This is a genomic window from Nocardia sp. bgisy118 (genome assembly GCF_057708605.1).
The window spans coordinates 40,338-55,959 of record NZ_JBYISM010000007.1; the positions used below are offsets into that span (position 1 = coordinate 40,338).

The following is a 15,622-nucleotide window of genomic DNA, read 5'->3' on the forward strand; positions in this document are numbered from 1 at the left end:
GCCGACGGCCCAGCACGCCGACGCCTTCGACTCGGGCTTGTTACTCGCCCGATCCCGCGTTCGGCGGGAAGGCGTCGTACATGCTCTTCTTCCACCACAGGAGGTAGTCGGTGTTCATGAACGGGATCGCGCCCTGAAGGCCGGATTCGACGTACTCGAACTCACTGGGTTCCTCTCCCGGCGACGTCGGATCAGTCCGGGAACCCTGGCGGATCAGACACCGCTCGATGCCGAACGTGAAGTCCTCGGTACGCCAGTAGGTGGCGATACCGCTGGGGACACCGCCGCCGGGGAAACCGCCGACAACTAGCCCGCCGCCCGGCTCGGCCCACACGAGCTGGCCACCCGCGGGCACCTCGATGCTGGTCCACTCCGTGCTCGGGACGATGGGGATGCGAACAATTCTTGTCATGGAACAACTCCCATGATCAGGGCAGGTGCGAAACGCTCCCTGCCGAACCCACCACCGCGCGGTCGCGCGTGGTGCTCCGTCGGTGCACCCGTTCCACCGCACATGGCGGTGCTTCGGGGCATGCCGTTGAAGTTCGTAGATGTGGTCCCGGGGATGCCCGCTCGGGACTTTCGCAGAGTCGGCTCGGCCGAGGCCCCGCTGATCGCCGAGGCGATCCTGTCGAGCACTTCGACTAACTTCTCCCTTATGGGATCTATGCTCTCCTGGGTTGCTGTGCGAAGCGGGACACCGCAGGCCGTACTAGATCAACTGGGTCTTCACGACACCGGAATCCACCACACTCCCGGCACTTCACAGTTCGCAGGGGCGACTATGCGCAATGGGTGGTACGTGGTGATCGACTACGAAGTCGAACCGCCCGGCTACCTCGCCAAGATGCATGCACTCCAACACCTTTCGAGCGGGATAGCCGAGTCGGAGGTAATCGCCTGCTACGAATCGTCCTACGGATCCACCAGCGGTGTCGCGGCATGGACTGGCGGGCAGCGAATTTGGAGCGTGATCCACGATCCGGCACAGGCAGAGGGGCCGAATCACGTTCTCGGGGAGGGCGAACCTCCAGTAGAGTTCGCCGCTCTTCTCGCAAAGGCGTGGGACGACAACAGTCGCAGCGACGGCATCGACTACGTGTTCGACGCCCCAATTACCCTCGCAGACAATCTCACCGGGTTCTATGAGAACCGTAAACTTCCCCGCGGTTCCAAGATCACCGTGCTCGCTTGACTCGCCCGTTCGTGACTTTTCCGGGACAGACGGATTCGAGAGCGAAGCCAACGTACGTAACCGCGCCGACGTCCCTGCCCGTCGCGCTGCGAGACGGTTACGACAACTGTCGTCGAACCCAGTCCGGGATCGCACTGCCCGGACGGCTGAAGGCTGTGAACTCCGCACGCAAATCATCGACGGATGGCGAGGGCATCCACTCGGAAATCTCCGAGTTCGAAAACGCCGCCCGATAGCGGTCCGGATCAGCGATCGAAATCTGGCCGCTCAACCAAGTTCCGGTCTCCGCGTCATACGAAGCACGCTTGTGCTCGGTCAGCAACTGAAGCAGACCCTCGGACGGGCGCACGTTGTCCACCGTCCCGTCGACCCGCCGCACCTGCACGCCCGCTGCGCCCGAAGCACCAACCAGCGTCACCCACAGGAGCGCGAAATCCCAGCCGTCGCCGATCATTTCGACGGCCTCGGTAACCAGGGCACGCTCGATGACATCGATACCGACCGCGTCGGGCGCCCAAGACTCCCACCGCGCGGCGATCCCTTCATCGGACAGTTCGCGATTCACCAGGCCGATTATCTGTTCCACTACCGCAGGTGGCTGCGTATCACAGAACAGGATGATATCCACCCCGGCGACCTCAGCCAGCCCACGCTCCCGGGCCAACTGTTCCGCATAACCCGACCGAACCGCGTGAACATAACTGTTCATCTTCCGACGAAAGTCCTCGCTCAACACCGCGACATCACCATCGCGATACGACCGCTCCTCCACCATCACCAACGCCAACCGGCCATCCGGCCCAACTGAGACCTGGTCGATACGATCGTGCTCGTTCACCGTCATCGGTATACCTCCGCGTCCCGCCGACCGGCCAGGACGTCTTCGTTTCCATCCGCGCGAATACGGGGTGCGCAGAAGCTGGTTGTGATGTGGTTACGTCGAATCCGTCCGACTCATATGCTCCGTACCAACTCCACGAGAGGTTGTCAGGGTATGAAGGCAGCGCTTCCAGCAAGGATCGAATCTCACCCGGATCCTCTTCCCAATCGAACACAGCAGCGAGCCCTCGCGCCGAGAGCGCACGGATCAAGGCACTCCAGGGATCTCCATCCGTAGCAGCCCGAACTCCCCGCACCACATCCGGTTCGTCAGGTGCCAGCAGCTTCGCGATCGAGACCATGGACTCCTGCGCGTTCCCGGGACTCATATCGTCCTCCTCATCTCCAAATTGGCACTGCAGTTAGCAGCGGCCTCACAACCGCAATGTCGTCAGCAGCGCAAACTCCGCTACAGACTTACTACTTCACTCCGTGTCAACTTCTGAGGTCTGCATACCGGGGAAACTGCGTGTCACAGAAGAGGACGATATCCACCCCTGCGATCTCAGCCAGCCCATGCTTTCGGGCCAGCTGTTCCGCATTTGCCGGGATCGTCCGGTCGTAGGGCCCACACGCCACTCCGCAACCGCCTGCGCCACCTGGATCGCGCAGGCGATATCTACTCGCCTCAGCCGGTCTGGGCGCTAGTTGCTTCCCTTGGCGGCCGAGTAGTCAGGCAACAGGTTACCCAACTCTTGCTCGAAAAGCGTTGCACGATCTATTGAGTCCAGGCGCCCGACCTTCTCTCTATCGAGGTACCAGCCGAGCAATTCGACTGCTTGACGCGGGCGCCCGCTCAGCACCGCAAGGACCGCCACACCACGCAGCAGACGAGGGCTGGGATTGAATCTGTCCTGATGAGTTGGTTCTCGCGCGACAATAAGTAGCTGATCGACACTGATACGCTGATCGAACCAGTCGCGGACCTTACCCCGTACGTAGCGAACGAATTCGTCGACGCCGTCACCACCAACATCGAACATGTGAAATGTTCGATCGATCTTCCGTGGCGTATCGAGCGATCCGAAACCCACCATTTGGAGGTAATTGAAGTTCAAGTACTCCGCAGGCTTGTAGCTGCTGTCCAAAGCAGTGACGGGCAGCTGTTTCACAATCTCCGCAACGGCGTCCGACAGCAGATAGGCATACCCTGAAATTCTAACGCCTTCGCTGGAAGGATCGTCGACCACCAGCGCTTCGATAGCCCCCTTGGTCATGCCCGGAATACCGATTCCGTCATTGACGAACCAGACTTTATGCGCAGCCGGCGAACCGCGCTGACCGTCGCCGACTTCGAAGGTCGCGTATAAGACGTACCCCTCGACGGCTATCGCCTGCCGCAACTTATCGATAATCATCGCAGCAGCGTTCGGGCGTCCACGCTGGGCCATCTACCCCACCTTCCTATGGATCCAACTCCGACCGTTACGGATAGGACCAAGACAGTCATGGCATTTTGCTATCACCTTGTCGTGACAGCCCGATGTCGCCACCCGTCAAACCGGCAGAACCGAGCCTCTCAGGCCGATCTGGGGCCCAATCCTACAGCGCCACCCCATCGGGCTACGCACCATCAAGCCGCAGCATAGGTCAAGGAGTGGAGTTCCTCTGCCCGTACAGCATTACCCGGGCGGTCATTTCCGTCGTGGATATTTACCGTCAGAGACTGATTCGCCCACCGGCGGCGACCGGAGTAAGCGCCGCGAAACGGATTGACTGACCCCACAGGCGGAGACAGGGGAACGACTGTTGTGGCAGCGAGGCCGAGGTCGCTACGAGCAACAATTCCTCCATTCGCCAACGCGTCCGTAGCATCCGGAACAACCTGCCCCGTTGCGCGAAGTATGAAATCGGTGGCGGCCTGGCGGGCTCGAGTGATCATTGCCTGAACATGCCGCCCTTGAGCCGCATCTCGCAGAGCGAGTTCCTCGGCAAGAGCATTCCATGCAAGGAGCTTGGAATTCGTCAGCTCCAACTGTTTGGTTTTCTTGTTCTTACGAACAAAGGGACTGTAGTTTTCGCTGAACTCCTCTGCCGCCTTGGCCAGCACTGCGTCGGTGGGCCGGTATGCGACCTCACCTGGCCACTGCTTCCCGGTGCCGTTCCATCGAATCGTTTCGACCCTGTCGACTACGACATCGTCAGGATCGAAGCCCGCGTCCTCGAGCCTCTTTCTCAACTCCACATTCTTTGGGTCGAACTGGAGCCTCTGATCGCCGCTCTGATAGTGTGTATATCCGGGACGCTGGTTCGGCTGATAGTCGGCATTCCATCCCTTGGACTCCACAAATACGAGTTTGCCGTCCGGAGTTCTCGCGATGAAGTCCGGTTTGAATCCATCCTTACCGACACCGGGCGCGATGATGTTTACTTCGTTGCCTGTCGCAATGATTTCGTATCCATCGAGCTCGAGCTTTGCTCGGGTAAGCGCATCACCGACGAAGCCCTTGGCACCAGAAGATTCCCGGCCCGTTAGATTCGAGTCATCCCACCGGTTCGATCCGTCCGGCGAGATCGGCTCCATGCCAGAGTGCGAGGCCGGTGGCGTGGCCAGTTCCAGCCTACGATTCCACTCAGCTTTCGAAATCCCTGGTGGATGGATGTCGACCACCGAAACGGGCCAATGCCGCCCTGGCTCACCAGGCAGATCAGTGCCTGCACGGTCGTCCAAATGCGAGCCTTCACTCGCGTTCGGATCACCCTCGCGCCTGCTAGCACCGTCGAGGCCGCCGGTTCTCGGGGTTCGAGCATTGTCGATCGCCGCGAGGACTTCCTCAGCCGTCAGCCACTCGCCCTCGCCGCTCCTCCTGGGATTCAGCGTCTCTTGTAGCGCCCGTAATTCTCTGAGAGCGTCGATGATCTCGGCTTCGCTCTTGCCGGCCCCGACCATCTTGTTGATCAGTTGTTCTTCGCCGGCGCGCCCGCCGCGCTTGAACGCACCCAAACCTTTTGGGCCAGGGATGAGGAAAGTGGCGGCGGTCAGGACGCCTTTGGTTATCGATACTGTGCTGTCTTCGGCTAACTCATCGGTGTTCGTTCCCGCCACCATCGCCTGAAGTGCTTGCCAACGTTCATGGCCATCGCCCTTGAACAAGGGCTTCAACGATTCGACGGTCTCTCCGGCGATGTCGTCCGAGGTCACCAGAGGATCGCCAGGTAGTAGAACGTTGGCAGCGGCACCCAGGTCGGTCAACCCGAAGAATGCCCGACCCGCTCCGTAGACGACCTCGTAGGTTGTGTCGACAATCTTCTCGGTACGGGTCCGTTTGTCGGCCGGCTTCTGGCGGCTGAGGACGTTGCCGTCGATGTCATAGACCGTGACCCCGAGGTGGACATCGAGGCGGGAAATGGTGGTCTTGCCTTCGGCGTCGGTGGTGATTGTGTCGCGGTACCACTCACCAGGCTTGTTGCCACGGAATTCGTCGGTGAGCTTGCCGCTCTCATCCATGCGGAGTAGGTGCACACCCGTATCGGTCGGCTGGGTGCGCGTCAGGACCGGCTTGCCCTGGCTGTCCGGTGCGACTTCCCACCTATTGCCGTCTACTGTCCGCCAGCCATAACCGTCGCTGTCGATCTGACCAGTGAATGTGCTGACCAGCCCGCCATTTCCGTCTCGGGTGGTGGCCGAGAACGTCTTGTTGCCGTAGTTGTCGACGTGGACGTTGTCGTAGAGGCCGTTCTTGTTCGCGACACCTAGGTCGGTGCCGATCCTGTTGCCCTGCTGGTCGTAGGACGCGGTGGCCGTAGTCTTGTAGTCGGATGACATCCCGAATTCGTGACTCGGCCTGCCCGAGGTCGATGCTCCTGGATTGAAGTGCTGGCCGTAGACCTCGCTACCTTGCGTGTCTTTGCCTGCATATGAGGATGTGCCGGACGAGTCGTCGTTCCACCGTTGCCACCCTCCCAGTCCGTTGCCCGCGACCCGCGAGTTCGTAGTGCTGCCATCAGGATTGGTAATGACTTGGTCGACAGTCTGATTACCATTACCTGCAGGGATCGTGTTCACTACGGTTCGCCCGTCGGGCAACGTGGTGGTCCACGTATCGCCTTCCTTGCGGCCAGTGGTGTCGGGCAGGCCGTAGATATCTGTCACGGCTCATCGCCTCCTCAAAGGTTTCAGGCGCGCCGAATCCGACTCGAAATGCCGTAAGAGCCAGCCGATCTCAGATGGGCGGCCGCAGTGCGCAATTCGGCCTGACGATTACGACGGAAAGGACAATTGACCGGCCCTGTCACGAGCCGGAAAGTGGCGTGCTCGCGGCCGTTCGCCGACTTCGGGCGCACCCGGTTTCCAGCTGAGTGCGTCGAAGCTCGATACCCCGGGCGCAGAACGATGGCGGGGCAGCGAGCTCCGGTGTGTCCGATACCGACAGTTCGGCAGTATTTGGAAGCGGTCGTCGGACACGGCTCATCGCCTCCGATCAAGGGGCGTCGAATCCGCCGAGCAGACATCGGCCGCCGAAACCGTCGAGCAGCTGCGCAGTTGCGTCGTTCGGGAGAACGGCCGCACGCCTAGAGTGGGTGGGAGCGGCCAGGGTGATCAGGTGATCCGCAGATAGGTATTGGCCGCGTTGATCGTGGCCGTCGAGAATGAGGGCCACTGACTGGTATCGGTGACCTCGAGCGTGATCCGATCGCCCGCGGCTACCGCGACCGTGGCGCTCGCGGTGGCCGGATTGGCCGATGTGCCGGTGGCGATGACCGTGCCATTCTTTCTGAGGCGCACGGCAATCACGTTCGCAAACGTTCCGACCGTCCAGCCGACACTGCCGACGATCGTGGCCGAGGCGTGCGCGCCCTGGCTCACCAAAGCATTGGTATCCACGGTCGAGCCGGGATAGTTCGCGGTGTCCGCGGTCCAGTTGATCACCTGCACCCAGGCGTTCTGGGTGGCGGGCCCGGGCTGGGTCCCGCTCTTGTTCATTCCCGACGGCCGGAAACCGGGCACGGCGGTCGCCGTCAGGCTGCCGCCACCTGTCAATGGCGCGGAAACCGACACGGGCGGAAGGACGAGCACACCGATCATGGTGGCCGTGCCGTGGAACGCCGACACCGCACCGGAATGCGGTACGACGGTGGCCGACAACTCGCCCGCGCCACGCGCGATCGCGTTGATCGCCGCTGCGCGACCAGCACTACCGAATCCGGCGGTAACCAGCACCTTCGCCGAAAGCCCCGCCGCGACTTGCGCACGCGCCGAACCACCGCTCTCGAAGCCGACGGCACCGGACTGGCTCGGGGCGTACTGGGCCGCCAATTGCCCTGACGCACTGCTGATTCCCTGTGCCGTGACAGATGCCGTCGTCGGCGCGAGCAGCGTGCCGGCACCCGTCGTGTCCGCACGGATGAAGGGAACGACCACGGGAATGTACTTGCCCGCGATGAAAGCCACCGGCGCCGAGGGCAACGCCGAGCTGCTGGCGGGCGACGCGGGGATAGCTGGAGTAGCCGATGGCGACACAGGCAGTCTCGCCGATTTCAATGCAGGGTCCGCCACAGCGACCTCCTTCAAAACGATTGGTATCCAATAATTCGCGTCCCGAGTGCGGCGATCTCCGGGTATCGGCCGAGGCGCGGAACGATGACCTCGGAGAAGCAAAGTGCCGCGCTCGACCATCGATCGAGCGCGGCACAATGTCAGGCGGCAAGTGCCACCCCGATTCGCCTGGCGAGGGGCTGACTATCCGCTGGAGACAGCTGCCGTAGCGGTGCCCAGGGCAAAGAACGACGGCAACGCGTCGCAGTGCGTCGCAGTCACCGACGTGAGCTCACCGGTACCGGGGAAGGCGGCATCGGCTGCCACAGCACGGGTGTCGGCGTCGAACCACGCGTTCAGCACCACAGACGCACCGGAACCGACGACCACACGCGCCGTGGGAGACGCGGTGTCGCCGAAACCAGGGACGACCGATTGCGACGACCGCGTCACGGCCGTCAGCAGACCGGCTCCACTAGCGGCGGCCGCTGCTCTCGCGGACGGAGTGGACGGCGCGGCCGGACCGGCGACGCCCGCGAAAGTCGCGTACACGAAGGCGGGAACGACTGGGACCCGCGTCCCGTCGATGACGGTGACCGGTGTCTTCGGTAGCGCCCCCGCGCGGGCGGACGTCGCCGGAACGGTAAGGGCGACTGTCGGCGGAGCAGGCAGAGCCGCCGTGATCACCTGACCTGGTGGTGTCATCGAACTCTCCGATTCGCGGCGATCAGCTCATGGTGAAGGTCGGGGTGATGAGCAGTGTGCCCTGGGCGCCGAGGGTGGTGGAGGCGATGGCGACCTTGTCGATGAAGGTGCCGCCGTTGAGGGCGCTCCACAGACCCGCGTGGGTGTAGGTGCCCGCGGGCAGGTCGATGGTGACCTGGCTGCCGGTGATCTGGCCGTTGGCGGGGGCGGACCAGGTGGTGGCGACCCGCTTGTAGGCGGGCGAACCGCCGGACGCCTCGTTGGCGCCGTTGGTGCCCGGGTCCGCGGTGTGGACCGAGATGTAGACGGTGGTGGCGATGTTGGCGTAGGCGGTGCACAGCGCGTTCTTGGTCGAGGTGACGGCGATAGCCATGGTCGAGCTCCTTGTCGATGAAGGTGGAAACAGCGATTCGTCGAATCCCGCAGGCCGGGAATGACTTCGGATTCGGATCTAGATGCGGATGACGGTGCCCGCGTACCAGGCGTACGTAGTCGCAGGCGAGGTCGGGTAGGTGACCAGCATCGTGTAACGCGAGTTGGTCGGGATCTGGTCGCAGGTCGCGGCGGGCACGGTCCACGTCGCGGTGGTCGAGCCGACGACCGCCGACCATGCGCCGAGCGACGCGCCTCCCGGCGCGGTCAGCACGATGGAAATGATTGTGCCCGCGGGAAATACGGCTCCATCGGAGGGCTGAATGGTCTGCACGAAGCTGGCGCCCGTGGTCAGTTTCAGCGGTTGGAGGGTGGGCTGATAGCCCAGGTATCCGGGATCGTTCGGTGTGCTCATAGAGTTCCTCTGTTTTGTTCGACCTCGTCCACGAGTTCGCTGGACAGGTTCGGTCAGGGATTCGGCCAAGCTGCGGCCGATTCGATGCGGATCGCACACGGCGGCGCGCCGCAGTCGGGCAGGCGCTTCGCGCAGACGGACCGGACTCAGGAGAAGGAGCTGAGCGCCCCGTCGAAATAGGTGTGGGTACCAGACGGATCGCCGTACATTTGATTTGCGCCGGCAATGTAATACCCCGGCGCCCAGACACTCCCCGCGCCCGCGAAGACAACGAATGTTCCCGAAACGCGATAGACCGCAGATCCTGCGGTCTCACCGCTGTTGCGAACGACCTTCCACTGCCCCTCGGGACTCGGCGCGGACCACAACGAGACGTTGTAGTTGTATCCCTCTCCGCACGCTTGAGCCCATTGCGCGCCAACGCTCATCACGTACCAGCCGGGTTTGGTGATCTGGATCTGGCCCGAAGAAAGGTTGAGCACGTTGACCTTGTTCGCCTGCCGCACCGTGTCGAAAATGGTTCCGTAACGTGCATTTCCCGCGCTTTGCGCGACTGTCGTCGCGCTCTGGCGATACAGCGACCAGCCGGTACCGACAACAGGCGGCGACGAGGTGTCGGCCGCAGCGAAAGATTCGATGTCGAAACCGAAGTACTGGGTGGTGCCGGACCAGTCGGAATCCACGTGGCACGCGCTGTAGAACCCGACCCACCGGTTGCCTGCGCCGACCGGGGACGAGACAGCAGTGTCTTGATAGCCGAGTCTGCTGACGCCGTTGACGAGGACCTCGTAGGACGAGCCGGTCGCACCGACGGTGACCGTATCACCGGTATTAAGTGACAGATTCGTTCTTTCGGCCCAGATCGTGACAGTCATCTGACCGTTGATCAACGTTGCCCGCTGGAGTGAGATCTTGGAGGTCCCGAGCTGTACCAGAACGAAAGTCGACAGGTCCACAGCCGCACGGATGAGAACACCGCTGCCGGTGAAATAGCCCGCCTGATTGGCGCGACCCAACACCAACGACACCGACTGGGAGTCGGTCATGAGCGGTGTCTTGTACAGTGCGAAATCGCCACCCGTGCCGGTGTTTCCGCTCTTCGCGATACCGGCTTGGTTAGTGACGACGACCATGTCGGGGACGGTGTGACTGCCGTCGACCCACTTGAGGACCGACCACTTCGTGGTGTCCCAGGACTCGAAGCTGTCGGTGACCGCCGCTCCGCCGACCTCGTTCTGCGTCCTGTCGGTTTGCAGATTGGCGATGGCCGCCGCGTTGGACGCCGACGTGCTCTGAGCCGCATTCGCTGTCACCTGCGCGTCGGAAGCATCGGTCTGTGCCGAACTCGCCGCGTTGAGCGCACGGTTGGTAGCCGAGTTCAGGTTCGCGCCGATCGCATCCACGCCGGCGAAGGACTGCATGACATTGGACATGATCGAGGCCTGCGCCGACGCCCAGGTGACCTTCTGCAGGTTGCGGATCGAGCTTCCGGTGTAGGCGCCGGGAGGAATCTTCTTCTCGGGATTCGTCATCGGTCACCACCGGACGCGATGCTCTCGGCATCGCCGACCTGCGCGTGGTTGAGGTTCAGCTCGCGCGGATCGACCAGATGCTTGAGCTCACCCGACTCGCGCAGCTGCTCCACCAGGTTCGCTCGTTCGTCCGGGGTCAGCTGGGCCACGTCGGGCGCCGATGTTTCCGGCGGCCGCGCTGCGCCCTTCTCGGCCCACTGGCCTGCACCGTTGAGCCAATGGGTGACGCCACGAGCGGGCGGGATGTATTCCTTGGTCTGCTCGTCGGCGTAGTGTCGAAAACCGAGATCCCAGAGGTGTTTCGACCACTGCCGCAGCACGTCCGGGTGCACCAGCAAGGGCGAGTTGCGCGGGCCGGGCAAGCCGACGAGGGCCCACACGAACGCGTCGTACGGATCGTTGGGATCGCAGTCCTCGTGCGAGGGAATAGGCATAGTTCTCTCCGGCAATAGAAATGAGATTTGGCGAAACCGCCCTGTTCGACCTTTCCGAGCCCGCGGTGCGGCGAGCTCGGTCGGGATCACATCTGGACGGCGAGAGCGTGAATGTCGTCGACGATGTCGGCGACCACCCGCATGGACTTGGCGAACGGCATGTCGTGATCGCGGTCCGAACCGATGGTGACCTGCCAGGCGGGGCTGGCCGTGCGCGACCATGCGAGCTCGAGCTCGGTGACCTGGTCGACGTAGATCGAACCCTCGGGCATGCCCTTGACGGTGGAACCGACGCGGTCGCCGAGGAAGAAGTGCCCCTGGCCCTGATCGCCGATCAGGTACGGTTCGCCGTTCGCGACGGTGAACTTGTGGGTGAAGTGGCGTCGCGTCTTCCACAGACCCTCACCGAGGGTGAGCAGCGAGCCGAGTGTGTACGCGCGATCGGCGCTGTTCTCGAAATGCTCGTAGTAATGCGACCAGCCCGAATTATTCTCCCGCTGCGGCGATTTGAACTCCATCCAGGCCAACAGCGTGTCGGAGAGCAGCGCCATCGCGATGGTGTCCACCACTGCGGTCGTACCGTTGGCGACACCCGCCAGGATGGGACCGACGAACGGCACCTCGCCGAGCGCACCGGCGGTGACCATGCCGACGAACTGGATCGCCGAGGAGATCGCCTCGTTCACGCCGGGCATCGAGTGACCGCCGGTGAGGATCTGCACCGCCGACGACGGATTGACCACGAACTGCGAAGTCTGGATACCGGTGTGCTCGTTCTGCCGATACACCACCCAGGGATTCGACGGCAGCGTGCCCATCCATCCCGGATTCTTGTACAGCTCAGGTGCATTCAGGTCAGGCAGCACATCGGGGCTGTAGTCGAGCAGGGTGTTGTCGAGCACCTGCATGGTGTGCTGCAGGCCGTCCCACATGTTTCCGCCGGTGCTGGTGCCGGTCCAGAATCCGGACTTGTCGACGATGTCGACCACCAGGCAGCCGTGCCGCAGGTTCGCACCCGGCCACGGCGCCGGGTCGCCGCGGAGCCAACGCCGGGTCACGACGGCCAGCTGCGCGGTCTCCAAGGTGCCTGCCGCGGCCTCGTGAAAGTTCCGGAACCGGGAGCCGAAGATCGTCCACACCGACGTATCGGAGACGAAGTCGCCGGGCTTCACGACCACGGCCCAGTTCGATTGGTCGAGGTTCCCCCAGCTGCTGACGTCCATGGGATCGTCGGGCAGTGTCCACCCCGCGGTTTCCAATCGCAGCAGGTTCAGGTGCAGTGCCGTCTTGAGCACCCACACACCGGGCCCGGCCAGCAGGAACTCGCGCGGGAACTGCACCGCCGCAGGCAGAAACGGATTCGACCAGCAATAGATGTGCTTGAGTTCCTGATAGGAGTGCATGAACAGCAGCTCCACCGTCGTGACGCCGTGGTCGTCGGTCTTGATGACCGCCTTCTCCAACCGGCCGTCCCAGCGCGCACCGTCCTTGTCGACGGTGATGTGCACGTTCTGCTTCGTGCGGCCGTTGATGTCCACGGCCCACTTGGCCAGGTAGTAGTCGTAAGGCAGCACCAGCAAGCCGGTGCCGGACTGGTTGAGCACCCACCGGAAGTCGGCGCTGATCTCCGCGCCGCAGACGCCGCGCAGATTCCAGTCACCGTCCCACAGCCGCACCAGCGGTCGCGCGTAACGCTGCTGCTTGCGAGTCGATTTGGCCAGCTGCGCGTCCGCGTAGAGTACGGGCAGATCGAGCGCGGTGGTCACTGCAACCCCCACGGACGCGACCAGTTCCGCGGCTGCACGACCATCACCGAAGCGCCGGTCGGCGCGCCGGACACTTTCACCGGAATATCCGTGGCGGGGGTGTACGCGGGCACCGGGTAGAGGAAGCTGACACCGTTCATCAACGCCCAGATCTGCGAACTGTTCGCCGCGACGATCATCTCCTCCATCGGATCGGTGTCGACCGTCAAGTCTTGCCCGGCGCTGGTCATCGGCAGCGTGATGACGCGCGCCTCGTCACGATCGACCGCGCCCCACGAGAAGTCGGGCAGCGTCCATTTGCCCGGCGCCGAGCACACCCACTTCAGCCACATCGGCTGATCGGTCGGGTTGGCGATGCTGACCGTGCCTTGCTGGCTCACGTTCGCGCCCGTGGTGTTCATGGTCGACGTCCACCCGCTCGTCACATCGGACTCCACCCACCAGGGATTGCCCGCGACACAGGTCATCACAACCTTGCCCTGGCTCCTCAGGTGCGGGTCCTTGTCCGGCTTGAAGTCCGGCTGCTCGGACATCCGCAACTTCAGCGACCGGGTTCCGAAGTCGGTCGTGATCGTCAGCGTCGAATCCCGGTCGTAGGCCCATGCTTTGCGCCATGCGGAGTCCACTCCCTCCCACGACCGCCCTGCGGCTTCGAAGACATTGACCGCGAATACGACATCGCGCTTGTTGGTCCGGTAACCACCGAACGACGAGCCGATCTGGAAGGCCGACTGGTTCCAGATCGTCGTCACCGGAGCGTCGTACAGCCCGCTCGGCGACGTAGCCAAATCCACACCCTCACGACCACTGCCCTGGCCGGCGATCGTCCATACCGATCCGTCGACTCCGGTCACCGTGATCATCGCGGCATTCGACGCCACAACCTCACCTCAATTCTCTTGAAAATCTGTAATAGACTCGCCAACAGGCGATCTCGAACCAGGCGGCGTCGATACCGCCTACCGGGAATTCATCAGCTCCCATTGCGTCGACAGCACTTTCAACCGCGCCACAATGTCCTCGGAACTCGACATGGAGATGTTCACGGTCGCGGGCCCACCGCCGGCCGCCGGCGCGTACCCGCCCGCATTCGCATCGGCTCTCGCCGCCGCAGCAGCATCCCGCTGCTCGAGCATCTTCTGCAGGAAGAACGGGTCAGCGTTGAGTGCCTGCAGGAATGGACGGTTCACCGATGTCGAGCGTGCGTTCATGACGAACTCGCCGTCGGACAGCCACGCCGGAATCTTGTCGCCGATGGACGAACCGGGACCTCTGATGTCGCCGCCCGCCGCTCGCTGGACGGGATATTGCGCGTCGCCAGGGTAGTTCATGCGCACGGGGTAGTAAGTGACGGTCCGGTCCGAAACGACCTTCTCCGTGTCCTCATCGACCTTGGGGATGGCCCAGAACCCGTGGTAGACATTGCTGCTGTGGTAGTCGACGAAATCGGCGTCCTCGAAGTACTGGTACCTCGGATTGCCGTTTTCATCCTCACCGATACGCTGCCGCGCATTGCCATGGCCGGCGTAGACCATGGTGTGGCTGAGGACCGGGGACCCGTCCTCGTTCTTCTCGCCGAAACTGACGAATACCAGGTCGCCGGGACGCAGTCCGGCATTGGTCAACGCGTTGGGATCGGGATTCCCGGTGATCGGGTTGACGCTGATCGGCGCCAGCCGCGTTCCCGTCGGCCCACCCTTCGCATTCCCGTTTCCGTTGGCGATGTAGCTGTACAACGCTTGAACATTCAGCCAGGGACGCGGCGCCGAATCACCTGCTTCATGCGGCGCCTCATTGCCGATGTGGTTGTATTTCCGGTTGTAGGGATGCCAGCGGTCGGTCACCGCGAAACTGTCGTCGGCCCGCGAGGGATCGAATTGAAAACCTCCGGCGTGCAAAACCTGTGACGCGAAGCTCGTGCAGTCGCCGCCGCTCGCATCGTAGTTCGGATACTCCCAGTTGCTCATGATCGCCCAGTCATCGGCGTATTTCACCGCCGTCTGACGATTCGGGTTCGGGTCCATGCCACCAGCAATCGGCACGGCGCCCTGCGCGGGGCGCAGAATCGAATCGAGGATCGAAGAACCGGCATTCAGCCACGAGTTCAGCAGCGCGGCAGGTTGATCCGGCGAATCCAGCGTTGCGCTGATCGGCCGGATGCCAGAGTGGTCCTTCCAAGTCCACATCGTCGATAGCAAGGACTCGGCACGCTGCCACTGCTTGTCCCTGACGCGATCTCGATAGCCCCTCGAATCCCCTTGCCCGAGGTCCTTGTTCTTGACCCACTCCAACACATTGTTATCGCCATCGGCATCGAACTCCGCATTGTACGCCGAGGCCAAGAATTGATTCAGGGTATAGTTCCGCTTGATTTCGTCCGGCATCGCGCCGGCATACGTTTCCTGCAAGTACTTGAGATAGTAGGCGGTAGTACGAACAGCCAGAGCGTCGTCGTTCGCGAGGTCGGACCATTCGTGATCATGAAATACGCTGGGATATTTCTCTTTGACTTTTTCGAAGGTGCGCTCTTTGACGTTGGTAATGCCCAGAGAATAGCCGGCCGGGTTATTCATCCTGCCGATCCACGGGATCCGGCCCCTCTGCCACTGATCCAAATCGTGCAGCGCTCCATCGTCATCGTGCTGGTCTGCTGCTTCCTCCAGCGCAATAGCCAGCACCAAGCGCGGATCGACCCCAGCCATCGAACCGCTGATCACCGAATCCCAGACCAGCGCGCGCTGCCCCGGCCGGAGCCTGTCCACCTTGCTCTGGTCCGGCTTCTTGTCGAAACTCGGCGGCGGCGTGTCCCACGTACTACTCATAGCTTTCCTCCTCACGGAATCCACCG

General features: G+C 62.7%; 15 protein-coding genes. 1 reads left to right on the forward strand and 14 read right to left on the reverse strand.

Going from position 1 to position 15,622, the window contains the following annotated elements; translation table 11 throughout:
• Window positions 1-40 precede the first annotated feature (40 nt).
• A complete protein-coding gene (locus AC3EO7_RS11000) occupies window positions 41-412 on the reverse strand; it encodes a hypothetical protein (RefSeq protein ID WP_431968232.1) in 372 nt (123 codons plus the stop codon).
• A gap of 393 nt (window positions 413-805) precedes the next feature.
• Here AC3EO7_RS11000 and AC3EO7_RS11005 point away from each other — a divergent pair, with 393 nt between their 5' ends.
• Complete coding sequence (locus AC3EO7_RS11005; RefSeq protein WP_435591115.1) at window positions 806-1,195, forward strand: hypothetical protein; 390 nt, start codon at window positions 806-808, stop codon at window positions 1,193-1,195.
• 97 nt (window positions 1,196-1,292) lie between these two features.
• On the opposite strand, the gene AC3EO7_RS11010 is transcribed toward AC3EO7_RS11005, so the two are convergent.
• From AC3EO7_RS11010 to AC3EO7_RS11070, 13 genes are all read right to left on the reverse strand, one after another.
• Window positions 1,293-2,039: a hypothetical protein gene (locus tag AC3EO7_RS11010; protein WP_435591116.1), complete on the reverse strand. Its 747-nt coding sequence runs from the start codon at window positions 2,037-2,039 to the stop codon at window positions 1,293-1,295.
• A complete protein-coding gene (locus AC3EO7_RS11015; RefSeq protein ID WP_431968238.1) occupies window positions 1,939-2,403 on the reverse strand; it encodes a DUF6630 family protein in 465 nt (154 codons plus the stop codon). The genes AC3EO7_RS11010 and AC3EO7_RS11015 overlap by 101 nt, the downstream gene beginning before the upstream one ends.
• 315 nt (window positions 2,404-2,718) lie before the next feature.
• Window positions 2,719-3,465 carry a hypothetical protein gene (locus AC3EO7_RS11020; RefSeq protein ID WP_435591117.1) on the reverse strand — a complete coding sequence of 249 codons (747 nt, stop codon included), beginning with the start codon at window positions 3,463-3,465 and terminating at the stop codon, window positions 2,719-2,721.
• Between the two features lie 182 nt (window positions 3,466-3,647).
• Complete coding sequence (locus AC3EO7_RS11025; RefSeq protein WP_435591118.1) at window positions 3,648-6,167, reverse strand: hypothetical protein; 2,520 nt, start codon at window positions 6,165-6,167, stop codon at window positions 3,648-3,650.
• 447 nt (window positions 6,168-6,614) lie between these two features.
• Window positions 6,615-7,466 (reverse strand): hypothetical protein, encoded by an 852-nt coding sequence (locus tag AC3EO7_RS11030; RefSeq protein WP_435591119.1) that lies wholly within the window; start codon window positions 7,464-7,466, stop codon window positions 6,615-6,617.
• Between the two features lie 288 nt (window positions 7,467-7,754).
• Window positions 7,755-8,255, reverse strand: coding sequence for a hypothetical protein (locus AC3EO7_RS11035; protein WP_431968246.1), 501 nt, complete (start codon window positions 8,253-8,255; stop codon window positions 7,755-7,757).
• A gap of 22 nt (window positions 8,256-8,277) precedes the next feature.
• The gene (locus tag AC3EO7_RS11040; protein WP_431968248.1) at window positions 8,278-8,628 is read right to left on the reverse strand and encodes a phage tail fiber protein; all 351 of its coding nucleotides are present in this window, start codon (window positions 8,626-8,628) and stop codon (window positions 8,278-8,280) included.
• A gap of 78 nt (window positions 8,629-8,706) precedes the next feature.
• Entirely contained in the window at window positions 8,707-9,042 is a 336-nt protein-coding gene (locus AC3EO7_RS11045) for an LtfC-like domain-containing protein (protein WP_435591120.1), read from the reverse strand.
• Window positions 9,043-9,188: 146 nt separating this feature from the next.
• Window positions 9,189-10,574, reverse strand: coding sequence for a hypothetical protein (locus AC3EO7_RS11050; RefSeq protein ID WP_435591121.1), 1,386 nt, complete (start codon window positions 10,572-10,574; stop codon window positions 9,189-9,191).
• Entirely contained in the window at window positions 10,571-11,008 is a 438-nt protein-coding gene (locus AC3EO7_RS11055) for a phage gene 29 protein family protein (protein ID WP_431968254.1), read from the reverse strand. Before AC3EO7_RS11055 ends, AC3EO7_RS11050 begins: the two co-directional genes overlap by 4 nt.
• 86 nt (window positions 11,009-11,094) lie before the next feature.
• Window positions 11,095-12,774, reverse strand: a complete 1,680-nt coding sequence (locus AC3EO7_RS11060) for a Gp37-like protein (protein WP_431968256.1) — start codon at window positions 12,772-12,774, stop codon at window positions 11,095-11,097.
• Window positions 12,771-13,655, reverse strand: coding sequence for a phage tail protein (locus tag AC3EO7_RS11065; protein WP_435591122.1), 885 nt, complete (start codon window positions 13,653-13,655; stop codon window positions 12,771-12,773). The genes AC3EO7_RS11060 and AC3EO7_RS11065 overlap by 4 nt, the downstream gene beginning before the upstream one ends.
• Before the next feature lie 78 nt (window positions 13,656-13,733).
• Window positions 13,734-15,596, reverse strand: a complete 1,863-nt coding sequence (locus AC3EO7_RS11070) for an amidase domain-containing protein (protein ID WP_435591123.1) — start codon at window positions 15,594-15,596, stop codon at window positions 13,734-13,736.
• Window positions 15,597-15,622 lie beyond the last annotated feature (26 nt).

Excerpts from the sequence above, each read along its gene's own strand:
- AC3EO7_RS11000 (WP_431968232.1), bottom strand. The coding sequence starts at position 412 with ATGACAAGAATTGTTCGCATCCCCATCGTCCCGAGCACGGAGTGGACC.
- AC3EO7_RS11010 (WP_435591116.1), bottom strand. The coding sequence starts at position 2,039 with ATGACGGTGAACGAGCACGATCGTATCGACCAGGTCTCAGTTGGGCCG.
- AC3EO7_RS11015 (WP_431968238.1), bottom strand. The coding sequence starts at position 2,403 with ATGAGTCCCGGGAACGCGCAGGAGTCCATGGTCTCGATCGCGAAGCTG.
- AC3EO7_RS11020 (WP_435591117.1), bottom strand. The coding sequence starts at position 3,465 with ATGGCCCAGCGTGGACGCCCGAACGCTGCTGCGATGATTATCGATAAG.
- AC3EO7_RS11035 (WP_431968246.1), bottom strand. The coding sequence starts at position 8,255 with ATGACACCACCAGGTCAGGTGATCACGGCGGCTCTGCCTGCTCCGCCG.
- AC3EO7_RS11040 (WP_431968248.1), bottom strand. The coding sequence starts at position 8,628 with ATGGCTATCGCCGTCACCTCGACCAAGAACGCGCTGTGCACCGCCTAC.
- AC3EO7_RS11045 (WP_435591120.1), bottom strand. The coding sequence starts at position 9,042 with ATGAGCACACCGAACGATCCCGGATACCTGGGCTATCAGCCCACCCTC.
- AC3EO7_RS11050 (WP_435591121.1), bottom strand. The coding sequence starts at position 10,574 with ATGACGAATCCCGAGAAGAAGATTCCTCCCGGCGCCTACACCGGAAGC.
- AC3EO7_RS11055 (WP_431968254.1), bottom strand. The coding sequence starts at position 11,008 with ATGCCTATTCCCTCGCACGAGGACTGCGATCCCAACGATCCGTACGAC.
- AC3EO7_RS11070 (WP_435591123.1), bottom strand. The coding sequence starts at position 15,596 with ATGAGTAGTACGTGGGACACGCCGCCGCCGAGTTTCGACAAGAAGCCG.